The organism is Caulobacter sp. GW821-FHT11A05 (genome assembly GCF_058809015.1).
The window spans coordinates 137,569-155,911 of record NZ_JBXASF010000012.1 but is presented as its reverse complement, the minus strand read 5'-3'; the positions used below and the strand labels follow the sequence as shown (position 1 = coordinate 155,911).

The 18,343-nt window shown below is 66.2% G+C and carries 14 protein-coding genes and 1 pseudogene; 2 read left to right on the top strand and 13 right to left on the bottom strand.

What is annotated here, in order from left to right:
• Positions 1–239 precede the first annotated feature (239 nt).
• The 3 genes from AC1RSK_RS17485 to AC1RSK_RS17475 all read right to left on the bottom strand — a co-directional run bounded on the left by AC1RSK_RS17485 (position 240) and on the right by AC1RSK_RS17475 (position 2,578).
• Positions 240–446, bottom strand: coding sequence for a hypothetical protein (locus tag AC1RSK_RS17485; protein ID WP_492908884.1), 207 nt, complete (start codon positions 444–446; stop codon positions 240–242).
• A gap of 170 nt (positions 447–616) precedes the next feature.
• Positions 617–1,717, bottom strand: coding sequence for a serine hydrolase domain-containing protein (locus AC1RSK_RS17480; RefSeq protein ID WP_492908883.1), 1,101 nt, complete (start codon positions 1,715–1,717; stop codon positions 617–619).
• 66 nt (positions 1,718–1,783) lie between these two features.
• Positions 1,784–2,578 carry a helix-turn-helix domain-containing protein gene (locus AC1RSK_RS17475; protein ID WP_492908882.1) on the bottom strand — a complete coding sequence of 265 codons (795 nt, stop codon included), beginning with the start codon at positions 2,576–2,578 and terminating at the stop codon, positions 1,784–1,786.
• Between the two features lie 92 nt (positions 2,579–2,670).
• Between AC1RSK_RS17475 and AC1RSK_RS17470 the strand changes: the two genes are divergently transcribed.
• Positions 2,671–3,801, top strand: a complete 1,131-nt coding sequence (locus tag AC1RSK_RS17470) for an esterase-like activity of phytase family protein (protein ID WP_492908881.1) — start codon at positions 2,671–2,673, stop codon at positions 3,799–3,801.
• Positions 3,802–3,818: 17 nt separating this feature from the next.
• Here AC1RSK_RS17470 and mgtE read toward each other — a convergent pair whose 3' ends face one another.
• The 7 genes and pseudogenes from mgtE to AC1RSK_RS17435 form a co-directional block, all read right to left on the bottom strand.
• The gene (gene mgtE / locus AC1RSK_RS17465; protein ID WP_492908880.1) at positions 3,819–5,189 is read right to left on the bottom strand and encodes a magnesium transporter; all 1,371 of its coding nucleotides are present in this window, start codon (positions 5,187–5,189) and stop codon (positions 3,819–3,821) included.
• A 230-nt stretch (positions 5,190–5,419) separates the two neighbouring features.
• Positions 5,420–5,530 (bottom strand): annotated as a pseudogene (locus AC1RSK_RS17460) (type II secretion system F family protein); the annotation flags it as partial.
• Between the two features lie 54 nt (positions 5,531–5,584).
• Positions 5,585–6,703: a hypothetical protein gene (locus AC1RSK_RS17455; protein WP_492908879.1), complete on the bottom strand. Its 1,119-nt coding sequence runs from the start codon at positions 6,701–6,703 to the stop codon at positions 5,585–5,587.
• Positions 6,700–10,203 (bottom strand): hypothetical protein, encoded by a 3,504-nt coding sequence (locus tag AC1RSK_RS17450; protein WP_492908878.1) that lies wholly within the window; start codon positions 10,201–10,203, stop codon positions 6,700–6,702. Before AC1RSK_RS17450 ends, AC1RSK_RS17455 begins: the two co-directional genes overlap by 4 nt.
• 11 nt (positions 10,204–10,214) lie before the next feature.
• On the bottom strand, positions 10,215–11,810 hold the full coding sequence (locus AC1RSK_RS17445) for an FtsZ/tubulin family protein (RefSeq protein ID WP_492908877.1): 1,596 nt from the start codon (positions 11,808–11,810) through the stop codon (positions 10,215–10,217).
• Positions 11,807–12,343 carry a hypothetical protein gene (locus AC1RSK_RS17440; RefSeq protein WP_492908876.1) on the bottom strand — a complete coding sequence of 179 codons (537 nt, stop codon included), beginning with the start codon at positions 12,341–12,343 and terminating at the stop codon, positions 11,807–11,809. The genes AC1RSK_RS17445 and AC1RSK_RS17440 overlap by 4 nt, the downstream gene beginning before the upstream one ends.
• A 33-nt stretch (positions 12,344–12,376) precedes the next feature.
• Entirely contained in the window at positions 12,377–13,855 is a 1,479-nt protein-coding gene (locus AC1RSK_RS17435) for a hypothetical protein (RefSeq protein ID WP_492908875.1), read from the bottom strand.
• Between the two features lie 140 nt (positions 13,856–13,995).
• On the opposite strand from AC1RSK_RS17435, the gene AC1RSK_RS17430 reads away from it, so the two are divergent.
• Positions 13,996–15,675, top strand: a complete 1,680-nt coding sequence (locus AC1RSK_RS17430) for a hypothetical protein (RefSeq protein ID WP_492908874.1) — start codon at positions 13,996–13,998, stop codon at positions 15,673–15,675.
• 26 nt (positions 15,676–15,701) lie between these two features.
• Here the strand turns inward: AC1RSK_RS17430 and AC1RSK_RS17425 are convergent, their stop codons facing one another.
• From AC1RSK_RS17425 to AC1RSK_RS17415, 3 genes are all read right to left on the bottom strand, one after another.
• A complete protein-coding gene (locus AC1RSK_RS17425) occupies positions 15,702–16,166 on the bottom strand; it encodes a hypothetical protein (protein WP_492908873.1) in 465 nt (154 codons plus the stop codon).
• Between the two features lie 187 nt (positions 16,167–16,353).
• Entirely contained in the window at positions 16,354–17,340 is a 987-nt protein-coding gene (locus AC1RSK_RS17420; RefSeq protein ID WP_492908872.1) for a type II secretion system F family protein, read from the bottom strand.
• 13 nt (positions 17,341–17,353) lie between these two features.
• Entirely contained in the window at positions 17,354–18,337 is a 984-nt protein-coding gene (locus AC1RSK_RS17415; RefSeq protein ID WP_492908885.1) for a type II secretion system F family protein, read from the bottom strand.
• Positions 18,338–18,343: the final 6 nt, after the last annotated feature.

Genomic DNA, 18,343 nt, shown 5'->3' with positions numbered 1-18,343 from the left:
GGCATCGTCGTCGCCTTGCTGCGCACCGGCCAGACTTGGCAACCAAACTACCAAGCCTAAACACAGTTGCTCATCCGCCCCCTCCGGGGGCACCTTCTCCCACGAGGGGAGAAGGGAGCCCAGAGGCGAACTCACAAACATCACGTCGTGGCCATATGGGATAGCTCTGCACGCGACTGGGGCGGTCGCCCGTCCGGACGGCCGCCCCTCTCGCGAAGCGTGGATTGGCTGGGGGGACGTCAGCCCTTCGCGACACAGGCCTTGATGAAGGCCCGGTGGCTGCCGGTGTGGGTCTTCTGGGCCTTCCATTCAGCCTGACAGCTGTTGCGCTTGGCGGTGGCGGCGGAGACCGGCTTGGGCGCCTTGGTGGGCGCGGTGGCGGCGCCGGCGCTGCCGGCGACGGCGAGGGCGGCGATGGTCAGCAGGACGGGGGCGAACTTGGTCATGGCGGTGGGTCCTTCTCTGGGGCGGCGGTCTTGATCGTTCCGCCATGAGGAGACCTTGCCCGCCCGGCCTTACAGCCGACCGCTACGCAAACTCGCAAATCTGTAAGGTTGGGGTCCTCTCTGGAGCCCGTCCGGACGGCGGAACCGGAGTCCCTTCCGCCTGACGGGCTCTACTTCATCGCCGCCAGCGCGTGCTGGGCGATCAGGCTGTCGGCCAGGCCGTGCGAATTGCGCACCCCGTAGTTCACGGTGGTCACCACCACCACGGCCCGCAGGTCGGGGACCACCACCACCTTGTTGCCGCCGTTGCCGGACATGGCATAGGCGGCGTGCCGCTTGCCGGCCACGTCGTAGGCGACGAGCCAGGTCAGGTAGCCGTAGTCGCCCCGGTCCTCGGTGGTCTGCGCATGGGGCGTGGTCATTGCCTTGACCCAGGCGGCGGGCAGCACCTGCCGGCCCTGCCAGCGGCCGCCATCGAGCAGCAGCTGGCCCAGCTTCAGCAGGTCACGGCTGCGCAGGCCCAGGCCGCCGCCGCCCTGCGCCAGGCCGAGCGGCGAATACTGCCACTGCTCGCCCTCGATCCCCAGCGGCGCGAACAGGGCCGAATGGGCGAAGGCCGGCAGCGGCTCGCCGGTCGCCGACTGCACGACGGCGCCCAGCGTGGTGACCCCGGCGGTGCAGTAGCTGAAGGCGCGGCCGTAGGGGGAGGCCTCCGGACGCGGGGCCCAGCCGGGGAAGCCGCGCACCGGCAGGTCCATGGTGAACTTCACCCAGTCCTCGATCAGGTACATCCGCTCCTCGTTGCCGCGCGAGAAGCTGTTGCTGTCGTCGCACTCCAGGATCGAACTCATGGTCAGCAGGTCTTCAACGGTGATCGCCGCCTTGCGCGGGTCGGGGTTGTCGAAGGGGCCGTAAGGTGCGAGCAGCGGCGTGACCGGAGCGTCGACGCCTTTGAGCTTGCCATCGGCGATGGCGGCGCCGACCAGCATGGCGGTGACCGTCTTGGTCGCCGAGCGGGTGTTGCGGCGCAGCTCGGGTCCGCCCGTGTCGTAGTAGCGTTCGTGGACCAGCTTGCCGTCGCGGGCGATCAGCACGCTGGTGACCTTCTGGAAGGTCCCGGCCTGGACGGCCGCGTCCATCGCCGCCAGCCCTTCGGCCGAAACCGACAGGGACTCCGGGCTGGCGGTCGGCCAGTCGGCCGGCGTCGCGGCGGCGGCGGGGCTCGCCAGGATCGCCCCCAGGCTCAAGGCGATCATCAACAGCCGGGTCATGCAGTCTCCTTCGAATGAGGCGGCTTGATGCCATGCCCGGAGGGGGCCGTCTTGAACGGATGAAACCTAGGCCCGGCCAAAGGCGGCGCGATAGCGGGCGGGGGTGACGGCGAAGGCGGCGGCGAAGGCGCGGGTCAGGTGGCTCTGGTCGGCGTAGCCGGCGGCCTGGGCCGCCTCGGCCGGATCGGCCCCGGCCGCCAGCAGGGCGGCGGCGGCGTCGGCGCGGCGCTGGCGGATCGCCGCCCCCGGCGACTGGCCGAAATGGCGGCGATAGCGGCGGGCCAGGTGGACGGGATGCACCCCGGCCGCGGCGGCGATGGCGCGGACCTCCAGTCCGGCCGTGCGGCAGAGGTCGCCGATCGCCTCGTCGGCCAGCCGCAGCCAGTCCGGCGCCGCGGCCGAGCGATCCTCCTCGGCGGTGACGCAGGCCGCCAGGTCCAGCGCCAGTGATTCGGCCGCCAGGGCGGCGCCGGACGGGGCCCGGATGCAGGTCCCGACGAGGCGCCGGGCCAGTCGCCCGGCGCTCGCCGATCGCAGCAGCGTCGGCTCGGCCCCGATCGCCGGCGGCAGGGCCGGTGTGCTGATGGCCAGGAAGCCGCCGCCGGCCTCGTCGAAACAGTCGCGATGCTGGGTGCCGGGCGGATTGTAGATCAGGGCGCCGCGCCGCAGGGGCTCGCCGCTGGCCAGGCTGCGATAGCCGTCGGCCAGGGTGAAGATGAAGTGGCCTTCGTCGTGGCTGTGCTCTTCCACCGCCTCGGGCGGCAGGGTGGCGGTGCGCAGGTCGATCAGGAAGCCGCCGGCCTCGACCGACCGTGACAGCGCGCCGAGGAAGACACCGTAAGCCAACCGATCCTGGGACACGCAACTCTCCTGAATCTGGCGGCCACGCCGGCAACCAAGCCTAGCGCAAGCGCCGCCCGCCCGTCACAGTCGCGGTTTCCTCGGAGAGTCGCTTGGGCAAGCCTGTCATCACCGCCCTCGCCTATGACGATGTCCTGTTGGCGGAATTTTGTCCGCCCGGCGGCGTGCCGCGCGCCAGCCTGGGCCTGGGCTCGGGCCTGGCCAGCCGCCGGGGCGATCCGCCCGGCCGGGTGTGGGCCATCTGTGACCGGGGGCCCAACCTCAAGCCCAAGCAGGCGTTGAAGCGCTACGGCCTGGAGGCGGCCCGGCCGCTGCTTGAGGTCGAGGGCGCCAAGATCCTGCCGCTGGCCGGCTTCACCCCGGCGATCCACGAGCTGCGGGTCGAGGGCGACGCCGTGCGGCTGGTCTCCGTCCTGCCGCTGGTCGGCGCCGGCGGCGCGCGGCTGAACGGCCTGCCCCTGCCCGGCGGTCCCGAGGCGGCGATGGAGCCGGCCTTCGATCTCGATGGCCGGCCGCTGGGAACCAGCCTGCTGGGCGTCGACACCGAGGCCCTGGTCGCCCTGGCCGATGGCGGCTTCTGGGTGGCCGAGGAGTATGGCCCGTCGCTGCTGCGCGTCGCCGCCGACGGCCGGGTGCTGGCGCGCGCCTATCCGGCCGGATCGGAGGCCGCCTGGGCGACGCCGGCCTATGCGGTCAGCGGCGCCCTGCCCGCCAACGCCGCCCGCCGCCGGCTCAACCGCGGCTTCGAGGCCCTGGCCCTGTCCGGCGACGAGACCCGGCTGTTCGCCATCCTGCAGAGCCCGATTGCCGGCGAGACGGCCGCCCGGGCCTGGACGCTGGACGCCGCCGACGGGGCGTTGCTGGCCGGGCATCGCTATCCCTTCGACGCGCCCGAGAGCTTCCTGCGCGACGCGGCGGCCGGGCCGGTCGACGCCAGCGACCTGAAGATCGGCGACGCCCTGTGGCTGGCCGAGGACCAGCTGCTGGTCCTGGAGCGGATTTCCCATAGCGCCAAGCTCTACATCGCCCGCCTGGGCCCCGACGGCTCGATCAGCAAGACATTGCTGCTGTCGACCGACGACCATCCGGAGGTCTGCGCCGATCTGGAGGGGATCGCGCTGCTGTCGGATCGCGAGCTGTTGCTGGTCAACGACAACGACTTCGGCATCGAGGGAGCGGCGACGCGGTTCTATCGGGTCTGCTTTGCGCGCGACCTGATCTGAACCGCGCCGCGCCCGCGCTACAGCAACGTGCCGTGCAGGACCACCAGGGCGACGCTGAAGTAGATGACCAGGCCGGTGACATCGACCAGGGTGGCGACGAACGGGGCCGAGGCGCTGGCCGGATCGAAGCCGAGCCGCTTGAGGGCGAAGGGCAGCATGGAGCCGGTCATCGAGCCGAAGGTGACGATGCCGACCAGTCCCAGTCCGACCGTCAGGGCGATCAGGCCCCAGTGGACGCCGTAGTCGTAGAAGCCCAGCCCCTGCCACAGCCCGATCCGGCCCATGCCGATCAGGCCCAGGATGCAGCCCAGCGTGAGGCCGGTCGGCAGCTCGCGCAGGGCCACGCGCCACCAGTCGCGCAGGCGCAGCTGGCCCAGCGCCAGGGCGCGGATCAGCAGCGAGGTCGCCTGTGATCCGGAATTGCCGCCCGAGCTCATGATCAGCGGGATGAACAGGGTGAGGACCATGGCCCGTTGCAGCTCGTCCTCGAAATGCTGCATGGCGCTGGCGGTCAGCATCTCGCTCAGGAACAGGGCGCAGAGCCAGCCGGCCCGCTTGCGGATCATCTCGACGAAGCCGATGCGCAGATAGGGCTGGTGGAAGGCCTCGACGCCGCCGAACCGCTGCACGTCCTCAGCGCTTTCGGCCAGGATGGCGTCGATGACGTCGTCGACCGTGACGATCCCCATCACCCGGCCCCGGCCGTCGAGCACCGGCACGGCCAGCAGATCGTGCACGGAGATCAGCCGCGCCACCTCCTCGCGGTCAGTGTCGGGGCGGACCGACAGCGGCGTCAGGTCGGGCGCCAGTTGCAGGATCGACTGTTCCGGCTCGCCGGTGATCAGCCGCCGCAGGGTGACGGTGCGCAGCAGGCGGCCGTCGTCGGGATCGAGCACATAGATGGCGTAGACCGTCTCGCGGCTGCGCTCGACGGCGCGGATATGGTCGAGGGTCTGGGCCACGGTGGCGGTGGCCGGCACGCTGACGAACTCGATGATCATGATGCCGCCGGCCGTGCGGGCGTCATGGGCCAGCAGGCTCTTGATGCCCGCGGCGGTCTCGAAGTCGAGCCGGCTGAGCAGCAGGGTGCGCTGGGCGCCGTCGAGATCACGCAGGGCGTCGGCGGCCCGGTCGGCGGACATGCCCTTGAGCACGGCCACGGCCATGGCCGGCGGCAGGAGGAGCAGCAGCTCGCCGGCGAGGTTCAGTTCGGGACGATCGAAGATCTCGATCGCCCGCTCCACCGTCACGCCCTCGAGCGCGGCGGCGGCCTGGGTGGTGGAGAGCCGGTTCAGTTGATCGACGACGTCGCCGACATAGTCGCGCGCGATGTCGGCGACGGGCGGGATGGCCACCGGAACGACGGTGGCGAAGTCTTGAGTGTTCATGGCTTGACCTTTCGACGCGCCGGCGCGGCGCGTCGTAGGCAAGCCGACCCAGGGGTCAGACTGACGACGGCCGTGTCGGCGCGGGCAATCGACTACTGTCGCTGGGCATGGGGTTGGTCCGAGGGTTTGCGCGGGCCAGGATTGGCCAGCGCGGGGCGCCTATGCGCCCCTCGAAATGGCAGGTCAAGGGTGGTCCGGCGGTCGGCCTACTGCTTGGCCATGATGTCCTGCACCTTGATGATCGCCGCCTCGATCGACATGCCGCTCTCGACGCAGATCAGCAGCAGGTCGAGGCTGTCGGGGAAGGCGGCGACAATGCTCTCGCGGCGCTTGGAGGCGACCGCTGGTCCCGTTGAGGGTCTTCGGGGCGATGGCGATCAGCGGGCGTTGCTGTGTTACTCTCGAAGGCCGGCGATTTCGCCCTCGCGAAATACTTCATAACGACCACCACTCTTGCGACGGGCGAGCGCGCAGGATTTCAGCTTCAGCTCCCGCGTGCCGTCCACCTGTGCATGGAAAACCGCCTTGATGTCCTCTGGCGTATTCCTGACGGTCGAGTATGTCGCCGGAAACTCCACGGCATACTCAATGCCTGGCGCGATCATCACCACATCGTCCGACAACGAAGCGGCGATCAGAAATTGCCGTCCGCCCGGAGCGTCGACCAGAGAGCCGCCGCGAAGATCGACGGCAAAAGCCCGCCATTCTCGTACGGCCTCCCGGAAGGCCTCTTCGTCGAGCTCCAGCAGCGCCCTGCTGATCACGGCGCGGAACGACTCAGCCTTCTGAGCCTCCGTGTCAGTCAGGCTCCAGGAAGGCTCGCGCGCCTCCCGTCTTGGCTCCCGTGGAGGTGGCTCTGGAAGCGACGGCGGGGGCGGCAGCCGCCGCGACCTGGCCGGCGATAAACTTGGGCCTGCTTCGCCTTGCTGGCCTTCGAGGGCCGAAATCCGCTCATTCAGCTTGTCGATGTGGGCCAGCAAGGTGGCGTTCGACTCGACAACATCCCGAGTCGATACCTGCTGGCGCCGAAGTTCCTTCAGGGTCCAGAGCAGGGCCTGGGCGAGCGTCGGATTCTTCTCCAACCCCTCGAGATTTTCGAAACCAAGATCGCGAAGAGCCTGCACTGAACCGAACCTCGATTTCCCCCGCCAGGTCCACGCCAGCGTGATCGCAAGAAGCGACGCGAATAGGGCGGACAGCGCCAGCAACTGCGATCGGGTCGCGACCGCTTCCGAGTTGACCCCCATTAAGATCCTGAGAACCTTACTACTTACTTTAGATTTGGCGGATTTAGAGCCTTTGGCGGCGCGGGATTCGTTGTCATTGGCCGGGCGTTTCGAAGTGGAGCCATCGGAGACCTTTGAGGTCTTACCAGGCCTGATCTGTCCTTGCGAAAGCTCAACCGACCCGTTGCCGGACGCTGCGATCGCCAGCGGAGCGCCCAGGCCGGCCAGCAGGAGGGCGCATACCACGGCGGTCGCCCGTCGCGATCCTCCGACCACGGTCGTGTTCACTTGCGCGCGTCCGGCTTGGTGGGCCGCACGCGGGCCCGGCTTTCGCCTCGGGGCAGGGCCAGGTCTTCCACCAGAATCCGCAAGGCCGTAATGAACAGCGGCTCGGCCAACCCCTGGGGTCCTTCCTCGTCGCCCTCGCCAGCATCGCGCACGGTATCGAACACGTCGTTTTCAATCGCGGTGTCAAGGCCATCGGCAATGCTGACCCTGATGCCACCGTGCTGGCTCAACGCAGTGAGAAACTCGTTGAACCGGCTGATGTCCACGGAATCCGGCGCCTCGCCGAGGGTCAGTTCATTCATCCACTGGTCAGGCTCAACCTTCACGCCGTTGACCGTCACACCCAATCCCAATGGCTCGTCGTCCGGAATTTCATCGAGGAGATCCTGGTCGATCTGCACCTTGGACTTTTCCGACACCGCGCCGCGGATCACTTCAAGCTTGGGTTCTGTCGAGCGGAACAACCGGGGCGGCTTGGGATTTTCCTGGCCCGCCGCGCTGTTGAAGATGGCGACAAGGCGGCGGACCTCGCTCATGTCGCGGGGGCCCGCGGGATGCATCTGGGCGAACAGGCCCGCCCCCCGGCCGCAAAGCGCCAGCGTCACATCCCGGAGATCGTCCAGCTTGAGCGCGCCGGACTCGATCAGGCCGCGGACGACAAGGCCCAGATAGTAGAGCAGCCCGCCGAGAAACACGAAGGCCACCTGGGTCAGGCCCTGGGCTGGCGGCTCTTCGGCCGCCATGTCCCATTTCTCCACGATCGCTTCCTGCAGATCCGGCCCGCTGAACAGCAGTTCGCACAGGTGCCGCAGACGGGGGTCGCCCTTGAGAACGGCGCCCCACCCCTTGAAGCCCAGATCATCCAGAAAGTCGCCGTTGTTGGCGATATAGCCGGTGAAGAAATCCCCGCCGGCCAGTCGATAGGATCCGCGCCAAATCGGCCGGTTCTGCTTCCAGATCACCGTGTCGGTCGTGCCGCCGCCGATATCCAGAATGAGGTCCAGGGATCCCCGCTCGAACTCACGCCCCCCGCGCCCACCGCTGAGCACGTAGTTGGCCGTCGCGACCCCCTCGGAATAGAGGCGGCGAATCTGCTGCTCGGCGTCCACGCCCGGAACAACTTCCGTCAGCAGGCGCCGGAGGGTGCTGAGGAAACGACCGCGGGAATCACCCATCGCGTCCGGCCTGGAAAAGCGCCATTCGATGTTGCGGGGTGGCGTGCCGTTGTCGACGGCTTCCGCGGCGATCATCATCATCACCTGGCGAAGGAAGCGCAGTGATGCCGCCATCGTCCTTCGTTGGCCGCCCCACTTCAGGTCGAAGATCGCCCTGCGCAGCACGGGCTCGTAACCTGACTCGTCGATGTCTGGCCGCAGCAGTCTTTTTCGGGGCAGGAAGTAGAGCGTATCGCAGAACAGCGGCGTGTCGTCGTCGCCATCAACGACCCGGCTCAGTTCTTCGGCATCAGGATCGATTTCCCGTCGCAGCACCACGCTGGGCGTCGGCGTCTCTCGCTCGGAGGGCGGGAAGAAGTCCGAGAACAGATCCTGCGTGATCTCAAGGTCGGTGCGGTTGATCTTGTCGTCGCTCGCCTGGATCGGGCGAATGACCCGATCCTTGAACACCAAAGGCTTCAGTTCCTTTCCACCGCGGAAGCAGGCGACGGTGTTGGTCGTCCCAAAGTCGACGCCCACGATATCCTGACCGGTCCCTTCCTTTGGACTTGTGGTCTTAAGGAAGATCATGCCCGCCGAGCCATTGAGCTCGTAGAACACGCAATCGAAAGGATATCGTGAGTATTGGTTTTCCTGGACGGCCGCCGAGTCCTGAGAGCGCAGCCGGTCGAGGGAGGAGGATTTGAAAATCCGTCCCGAGAATGCCTCGACAGGCTCGCCATCGAAATAAGGCGCGACCCAGGGCTGCAAGGCCGCTGCCCGTGCGGTTCCTGTTTCGATCTCGGCGAGCATGGCTTCGAGACCGCGTCCGGAAAGGGCGAAGCGCGCCCTGACCCGTTCACCGAGCTTGGCGTGACTGAAGCGCGCGAAGTAGTGATTCCAGCGCGAGCTTTGAAAATTGGGCCAGATTGCCGCGCCCTCGGCCGTCCAGCGGACGTCCCGGATCAGCCGTCCGTCCTTGCGTTCGGGCTCGACGGCATAGGTCCGGGTGAGGCGATGCTCCGTCCGCCGGCCGGGACTTCCCGGAAGGGTGACGGCCAGGCTGACCACCCGACGTTCCGGACCTTCCGGCCGGGAATGCAGGCTTTCCTTGAGCTTCGCGGCCTCCGCGATCAGCAATGCCGCCGGGGTCAGGGGAATTAGGCAGCCGGCGAAATCGGCCGGATTGCCCGGCACGACCGGGGCGTCCTTCAACAGCACCAGCTGAGGTGCGAAAATCTCGTCCGGGGTCAGCACGAGATAGCCTTCCGCGGCCGTCGCTGCGCGCAGTTCCTCAAGCCGCTTGGGCGACCCGACGACATCAGCGAGCGTCGTGGGGCCCCAGACGAACACCTCCTGGAGGCCCTTGTTCAGAGTCTGTGCGATGGTCTCATCGACCAGAACTATGCCCTTGAAGGTCTTCTCGGGGTCCAGATCGGATCTCAGTGGAATCAAACACTCTGACAGCTGAACCGGATTGCCGTGCCGCAGCCGAACCTCACGACGCAGCAGGCGGTAGAGGGGCGGGAGCGTATCGCCCTGTGGCGGGCCAACCTCGCCTTCAAAGGGCGCGTGGTGCGTGGCCGCCTCAAGTGCGGCGATGAATTCGGCCAACTGGGCGTTCAGCGCCGCCGCCGGATCGGCCCGGCGCTCGACCAACGCCTCAACGTCGCGCCTGATCTGAACGACATACTCGCGGATGATCGCCAGTTGGCCGGCGGACAGTTCGCAATCAAGCGGATCCCTGAGCCCCTCCTGCAGCCAGCCGATCCCCGGGACCGAAAGCCCGCGATGACCACGCGCGGCCGCGATGAGATTGGCCGGGTTCAGCATTCCAACGACGACGGAATGCCCCCGACGCCCGCCACCCTCAACCAGATTGAGCCGGACGAGGACCGGTGACAGCCACTCTGCGGTCCGTGGGGCGTCCGTACCCTGACTACGGGATTTCTGGGCAAGAGCCGTCTTCGGCGGCAGCCGCCGCAACACCCGTGAAAAGGTGCGTTCGCTCTTCCGTAGATCCAGCGTCTCGACAGAGAGCGAATAGACCGAGGACGACGTGGCCTCCAGCGCCAGCAACGCAAGCAGCCCCCGCCACTGTGAAACGGCGTCGGCATGTTGTGGGTGGGTGCGCCGCAGAACCGCCTCGGCGAAGGTTCGCGGCTGGGCCCAGGGATCGGGAACGGATTTCACCTCATCGATCGTCGGCCGATCGCCGATGCGCATCGACACGCTGAGGTCCGAGAGGCTTCCCGGTCCCCGTGTCCAGGCGCCGAACACCTTGGGATCCGGAAATGGCGCGTCTTCCGACTGGAGCGGGGGGGCGAAGTAGGCGGGCTTGGACATCTGTCGGGCTCTCACAGCGGCCGGGCGGCGAGGTGGGTTGCAGCGATCAGCGCGCCGAGACCGGCGTTGTCCCCGCTGCGCCGCTGGCGGTCGGCCTTGTTCAGTTCATCGAAGAGCTTTCCCGCATCTCGCAGCTCCTCCACGGGGTCGCGCTTGGGAATGAGACGATTGAAAGCGTCCTGCACTTCCTTCGTGCCGCGCAAGGCCGGCCGGAGCCGAAGGGGATTGGTCGGATCCGATGGATTGGCGTCACTGTTCAACGCCTGGGTGTCCCACAGCTGGAAGGCCGTATCGACCGTGGTCTCCCGCGTGAAGAGCTGCATCGACCCAGCCCAGAGCAGAAAGTTCTCGAACAGGTGGCTGATCCTGCCTCGTACGTCGGCAGTGTCATCATCCCAAACCACGTCCCCGGCCAGGGCCTGCATCCAAGGCTCCAGCTTCCGGTCGTGGGTGTGGCGCTCATTGAGCGCGGGTTCCAGGACGTAGTTCCAGTAGAGGGCGGTCCGCGCCAGACGGGCGATACGATCGAAAGTCTGCGCTCGTATCTCGGCCGACCCGCAAGGCAGGTTGGCCCAATCCAGTGACAGCTTGTTCTGTCGAGCCGCCACGAAGAAGGGCACCTCGGCCGCTCGCTTGGGCAGGCTGGTTCCAAAGAATTCGATGGCCGAGAGCGCGCCGAGCAGCTCCGCGCCCATCGGCGGGTTCTTCTGACCGTTGTCGCCCGGCTTGTGGTACTTCATCATGTTGAGCTGATCCCAGCCCGCCACGTAGAGCCGGTCAAAGATCGGCTCGTTCCTGAAGAGCTGCTGATAGTAGTCAAGCGCCGTCTTCGCCTGCGGGATCAGATCGATCGTATGGACCACGTTGGCATCGCGATCCTTCGGATCGTCGAAGCCAAAATACGGCAGCATCAGCGCGCCCCCGAGCCGGATCTGATCGCGGACAGGTTCCGGTTTCCCCTCGCGCGCGGCGTGAATCGACCGGGAAATGACCGGGAAGCCCGCTGCCCCCGTGCCGCCGAAAACCGATCCCACAATAAAAATCCGAACATCGGCCGCGATCGTCGCCCGACCGACCAGATTCTCGATCGCTCGACTCATCGGATTGTCCGGCGCCTCGAGCTTGGCCAGCATCGCAGCGGCCCCAAGATGAGCCCGGCCGCGGTAACCTTGGGTCAGGACGAGGTCCTGCTCGTTCGGGCCAGGCTCGAAGAGGACATCGAACAGGGCCCGCTCCGGCCCGTCGGCTGGCAAATCGGCCCGATCGAGTATGTCGGCCAGGGTCAGTTCATCCTCGCCGGAGGGGCGCCACACCGCCATCGTCTCGAACAAGGGTTCGATCGAGACTCGGCCGATCTGTGCGCCATCGGCCGCCTGCGATACGGCCCAATCCAGGCGATTGGTCTTGGCGACGCCGAAATCATCTCGAAATCGCTGGATATCCGAGATCAGCTGCAGGGTGCGATTGACGTTGCCATTGCCCTGGTCCTGGTCGACCAGACCGACCAGAACCTTGCTGGGTCCCAAGCCAGCCAGCATCAGGTAGAGCGCGGCCTCGACGACCTTGGCCCCCGTGCCACCGACACCGATAAGAACATGCGTCGTCATCCGCGTCTCCCACGAGGCAGATAGAGCGCGCCCCAGGCGGAGCGACGCATGGTTTCCTTCACCGGATAGGCGGTGCCCAGGTAGTAGGCGATCATCACCGCCGGGATCAGGATCGCGCCCGCCCAGAGCTGGTAGGCCAGATTGAAATCCAGGTTCAGGGCCGACACCCAAATCCGCCACCAGGCGAAGCCCGCGGTGAGCATGAGGACGAGAAAGCCCCCCCCGACCCAGGGGCCGAGCAGCTGGACACCATCCCGGGGCACCGCCACGACGCATCGCTCGGCCATGAACAGCCAGATCGCCGCGATCAGAAAACTGGCGACGTGGGACAGGATGATGACGGTCACGACTCCCGTGCGAACCTGGTCCCGGCGGCGCTCGAGGTCACCGACGTCGAACACCGCCGCGAGGACGCTCTCCGCAAGCGCATAATTGTAGTCCGCAAGCAGGAACCACAGACCCGCCAAGGCCAGCAGTCCTATCAGCACGTGGATGCCCAGAGAGGCCATCCAGCGTCCGACGAGGTCATTCATCCCCATCTCCTTGAAATTCCGGGCAACATCCGATCACCCTGAAACCCTGACCACAAAGGCGAAACCGGAAATCGGCTGGCCCTCATCGCCGGCATCGGCGAGAGCGTTCTCGAGTAGCCGCGCGGTCTCGGCCAGGTTGAGGGTCGGAAACAGCCCGGGTGGGGCGCCTCGGACCTTGGCTTCCGTCGCCGCGTTGAAACTCCATTGCCGCATCCATTCGGCATCGGGATTGGGCCTCGTCAGCTCCGACCGCGCGATTTCCCCGACAATCAGATAGACGCCATCGCCCAGGTCGTCCGCGAGAGCCGCAGGACGCAGGACGAACCGGCGGCTCTCCCCCTCCCCTTCCCAGAATCCGACCAGTTCACGGGGGGCGCCCCAGGCCTTGGCGTCACAGGACCTGACGTCGCCGTCCAGGCGCCATGCCCGGGTCCGGGTTTCCAGCGGGCCACGCCAGACGGCGCCGCTTCGTAAGGCCGCTGGATCCGGCCCATCCCAGGTCGGGGTCTGAGCGCGGACCTTGTTGACGCCGCCGGCGCTGGCCCGGCTCTCAACCTGTCTCGCTTCCCTGCGCGACAGGGCGATCTGCTGGATTCGAAGGCCGTCATGAGCGCCCAGCACCCGCTTTGGCCGCAGCGACGGATTGCGGAAATGCGATCCGAGCGGCGTTTGGGCCAGACCGCGGTCGGATTCCGGTGACAAGGTGAACAGCGCATGCCGCACCTGGCCTTTCCCGAACGCTTCGGCGATCAACGGCGAGGGCGAGCTGCGCAGGCCGGCGTCGAAGGCCCTGATCCGGTCGTCCGGACCAGCGACGACAAGGAAGAGCGGCCGCGCCGAAGCCGTCGCCGGCTGGTTGCTCGGCATGTCGTGCACCACCCCATGATAGGGGGAGGGAATGCCGTAGATCGCGATGCTGCGACCGCTCTCAATAATTTTTCGGAGCGGGGTGTTGAAAGCCACCGATCCGCTGGTCGCCAGTTCGGAATTTTTCAGCCAGAGATCGCTGAAGACCACAGACAGGGTCTGCGGATCGTCCGCAGCGATGCTGTCGAGAACCCGGTCGAGGTGCGTCTCCTGATTGTCGCAGCCGGGCTGGCCATTGCAGGCATAGGTTGAGGTTCGGGTCAGGCCATCGATCCGATCACCGGTGATCCGGCGGGGGTCCGAGCTGCCGAACAGGTAGTAGTCCACCGCGCTCGCCGACCCGCCCACGGCGCCCGGCAGGGTGGCGAGGAGCTCCATCATCGGCTGGCGGTCCGGCGGGCCTGCCCGCAGGTAGCCGGCCATGCTGCCGGACCCGTCCACATAGACGACGGCCTTGCCCGCGCCCTCCGCCTTAACCTTCGAAGTGTTTGGACCGACAATGGAAATCCAGCGGCGCGCCTCGACCGGAAAACAATCCCGCGCCGATCTCGCCGAGGACCTCGGCGGATTGATCCAATCGCAGCCCGCCAGGCCAATCGCCGTTGCGAGGACGAGCACCGTCGCAGTCCGGCCAATACAGATCATCGTCGCGATGTCCCCAATCCGCCCCGATAACGTCGCTCGCTCATTTGTTCAGACGCGGTGTCCGCTGTCCAGTCTCACTTCCCAAGATTGTATTGATTGGGATATCGGTGTGTGATGAGTCAGACGCATGGGGGGCGGTCTTGGACTTCGGAAAACTGCGCATCTACATCGGGGGGACCACCTCCTACCCCATCGACGATGAAGCGGACGTCCGGGATCTGATTGACCGCGGACTCCTGACGCACGGAACGGTAGTGCAGGTGACGCGCGAGGACGGCGGCCTGAGGGAGGTCGCGGCGCGCGACATTCCGGTTCTCAAGGGACCGCTCGACAAGCAGTTGGGCAAGGAGGTTCGGAGGCGACGGAAGGGGGACGTTGAGAGTCCAGCGGTGGTTGATACATCGTCGCCGCCCCAGTCGATTGGTCCGTCCGAAGTCGACCCGCCACGGGCGGCCGATACGGACTCCGAAGCTTCGGCGCCGACCGGTTCGGTTGTTTCGCCCCAAAGCGACGCACCGAAAGCCGATACGCCGATCCAGGACGATACACTGGCCGTTTCGGCGCTGCCGTCCGAAAGCGTGGCGTCGGCCGCGGGCCAATTGCGTCTTCCCAACGCAGCGACCAACCCATCTTCGGCCAGCCCGCGCCCGGACGACCCGTCGGCGCAGGTCGCTGATGACGATAGCAATCGGTCACGCCCCGCCCCACCGAGCTCAGCGCCGCCGCAGGAGCCTTCGGGTGAGCGCCAGCCCGCGGGGCCAAGGAAGACGGGGAAGTCGCTCGCCATGACCGCGGCGATCGTCCTGGTGTTCTTCGCAGCGCTGGGCGGCGGCTTCGTCGCGGTGATTGGCCTGCCCAAAACACGATACACGTTGATCGCGGTAACGCCGCTGACGACCGCCTTGACGCCCAGCCCGCCCATGCTCGGGCCCCGGAAGGCGCTCTCGGGGACAATCGTGACCGTAATGGGCGGCAAGTTTCTGAAGATCAAAGACCCTGACGGGCGCGACAAGCTTGTTCCCATGGCGGCGCTTACCGAAGTGGTCCCGCCGGTGGCGGCCGAGCCCGAAATACCAGAACGGGGAGAACAACTCGTCCATGTGAAGGGGCCAGCTTACGAAAGCTGGCTCGGCCTGAAGCTCTACCGGATCGTCGAGGCGGGAGAGACGGTTGAGGTGCGCCTGTCCCTTAAGGGAAGCCTTGTCGAAGTGGCTCTCGACAACGGCCGCGTGGCGTACATGCGGCCCTCGTCGTTTTTGGCGCCCGAGGAAGCGACTCCGCCAACTCCGGTCATAGTTCAGACGCCTCCGATCATCTTGCCACAGCCGCCTCCAGCGACGACTCCGCCCACGCCCGCGCCATTGCCGCCTCGGGACGAGTCTCGCCAAACCAACGTGAACGGAAGAGGGGATATCCCGGAGTCACGGGCCAAGCCCGGCGACCGGGCTCAAGCGCCGATCCGCTTCCCACAAGCCCAAAGCCAGCCGGCGCCGGCGCCGGCGCCGGTCGACTTGCGGCTAAAGAACCTTCAGGAGGGACCTTCAGGACAGGAAAAGTGGAGCCTAGCGCCATATCAGTTCAGAAAGGAAGCTGAAAAAGGAACGTTGCGCGCCTACAGGGCCTCGGTGCGTGTGCGTTGCCGGGTCAGCAGCAACTATCAGCTTGGCGACTGCACGGTCGTGCGTGAGGATGAGAAGGGTGAAAAGTATTCAATCTGGGCCCTGAGAATCGCTCAGAAGTACCGCGCCTTTCCTTCGGACAACCGAGGACAATCGACGATCGGGCGGTATTTCGAGGACGAAATTCGAATTGACCACTGAACCCGATCAAGATGGCCGGCGCGATGTCACGTTCCGGCGGACACAAGCCACGCGGCCACACCCTGCACGATGATGATGCTCAAGGCGGCGATGAACAGGAGCGCCGACAACCCTGCGAGCGCGATGATCGGCAACGTGTAGAAGTTGACGTCAGCTTTGGCCCCGGGCTTGGCGGCCTTGACCATATTCTCTCGCTGCCTGGCCAGAACCAGCGGCAGGAAGGCGGCGAAAACCAGACCGACGGCCAACATGATCAGCGGAAAAGCAATGGCGGATCCCACCGTTCTTCTGAGGGGCTCTGGCGCCTGAACACTCGCCGCGCCGATGACGCTCAGGAGGCCGCCATTTCCAATCAGCAGCGAAGTATAGAACCGCCTGAACCAAAAGGGCGCATCATCGGTCGCGGTCCGCATGGAAGCAGCGGCGCCCGTTATCGATGTCGCAAGAGCCTGGGAAGCCAATGCATCGTGGGCTTGGCAGATCGCCGCCATAGTACGGTCCCGGGCAACGTTCAAAGCTGCCCTTTGCCTGGGTGACGCAACGCGCAACTCTCCGTCCAACTCCTTGAGACGGCCCTCGAGCTCAGCCAAAACCCCACTGAGTTTCATCGCCCGACCCGCCCCAATGATACCCCAACGGGAATAACGAACGAAGTTACGCAGGAGTTGTCAAGCGGTCCTACTGCTTGGCCATGATGTCCTGCACCTTGATGATCGCGGGACCGAGGATCACGACGAACAGCACCGGCAGGAAAAACAGAATCATGGGCACGGTCAGCTTGGCCGGCAGGGCGGCGGCCTTCTTTTCAGCGGCGGAGAGGCGCAGTTCGCGGTTCTCCTTGGCCATCACCCGCAGGGCCGAGCCGAGCGGCGTGCCGTAGCGCTCGGCCTGGATCATGGCGGTGACCACCGACTTGACGCCCGGATGGTTGGTCCGCTTGGCCAGGCCCTCGTAGGCCATGCGGCGTTCCGGCAGGTAGGAGAGCTCGGCGGTCAGCAGGCTGAGTTCCTCGGCCAGTTCGATGGAGGTGGTGCCGACCTCCTGGCTGACCTTCATGATCGCCGCCTCGATCGACATGCCGCTCTCGACGCAGATCAGCAAGAGGTCGAGGCTGTCGGGGAAGGCGGCGACAATGCTCTCGCGGCGCTTGGAGGCGATGTTGGAGATGTAGATGTTGGGCGCGTAGTAGCCGATCAGCAGGGCGGCGAAACAGGCGGCCACCTTCTGCATCATCTGCAGGCCGAAATCGTTGACCACGAACAGGTAGAAGGCCACCAGGATGGCGAAGATAAACGGCATCACCAGGCGGAAGAAGTAGAAGGTCGAGATCGGCCGGGGGCCGCGGAAGCCGGCCTGGGCCAGCTTTTCGACCACCTTGGGGTCTTCCAGCAGCTTTGACAGCTGCAGCCTCTCGACGACATTCTTGTAGAGGCCCTCGTCGGTATGGCGAAGGCTGGTGGTCGAGGACGGGCCTTTCTTGGCCAGGGCCTCGCGGTTTCGTTTCCGCAGCTCCTCGCGCCGGTTGGCGACGCTCTTGAGGCGTCCCTCCAGCTTGTCGCCCTTCAGCATGGGGCTGACCAGGGTGACGATGGTGGCGAAGGTGATCGCCGCCACGAAGGCGGTGAGGATGTTGTCCGGATTGGTGAGGATGGCGACGAAGTTCATCTGATGATCCCCGTCAGAACTTGAAGTTGATCATCTTGCGCATCACGAAGATGCCGCAGCTCATCCAGAAGGCCGCGCCCATCAGCATCAGATGGCCGCGCGGATCGGAGAACATCGGAGCCATGTAGCTGGGGGTCGTCACGGTGATCAGGATGACCACGCCGGGCGGCAGGGCGCCGATGATGAAGCTGGAGGCGATGGCTTCCGAGGACAGCGCCTTGATCTTCTCACGCATCAGTTTGCGGGCCCGAAGCACCTGGCTGAGGTTGTTGAGCGCCTCGGCCAGGTTGCCGCCGGTCTTCTGCTGGATGGCCAGCACGATGGCGAAGAAGCGCAGCTCGCTGGTCGGCATGCGCTGGAACATCTTCTCCAGGGCGTCGCCGATGGAGACGCCGACCCCGACGTTCTCGACCAGGCTGCGGAACTCGCCGGCCAGCGGTTCGGCGCTCTCGCGGCCGATGATCTTCAGGCAGTCGTGGACCGGCAGGCCCGACTTGATGCCGCGGACGATGATGTCGATGGCGTCGCTGAAGTGCTCGGTGAACTTCTTGATGCGGCGCTTGGCCAGGAAGCCGATCACCCAGCGCGGCAGGCCGAAGGCGGCCGCGAAGCCGGCCGGCAGCGCGATCAGCGGGTTGCGCTGGAACAGCAGGACGGCGGTGAAGACCAGCACGCCAACGACGCCGCTGACAATCCAGAAGACTTTGACGTTCCCCTTCAGGCCGGCCTGAAGCATCTTAGACTGCAGGTTGAAGGTCTTTTTCTTCTGCTGTTTTTCCTGATCCTTCAGCGTCTTGAGGATCTGCTTACGGCGGGCTTCAGGCGTGTTGGCGGCGGCGCGGGCGACGGCTTTTCGGTCGGCGGTGGTGCGGGGTCCGCCCGAGACGATGGCCTGGGCCCGCTTAGTCGCCTTGCTGTTACCCCCAGCTCCGGCGAACACGAAGCCCAGGGCGGCGATGGTCACGAAGGCCAGGAAGGCGATGAGGATGGTGATCATCATCGC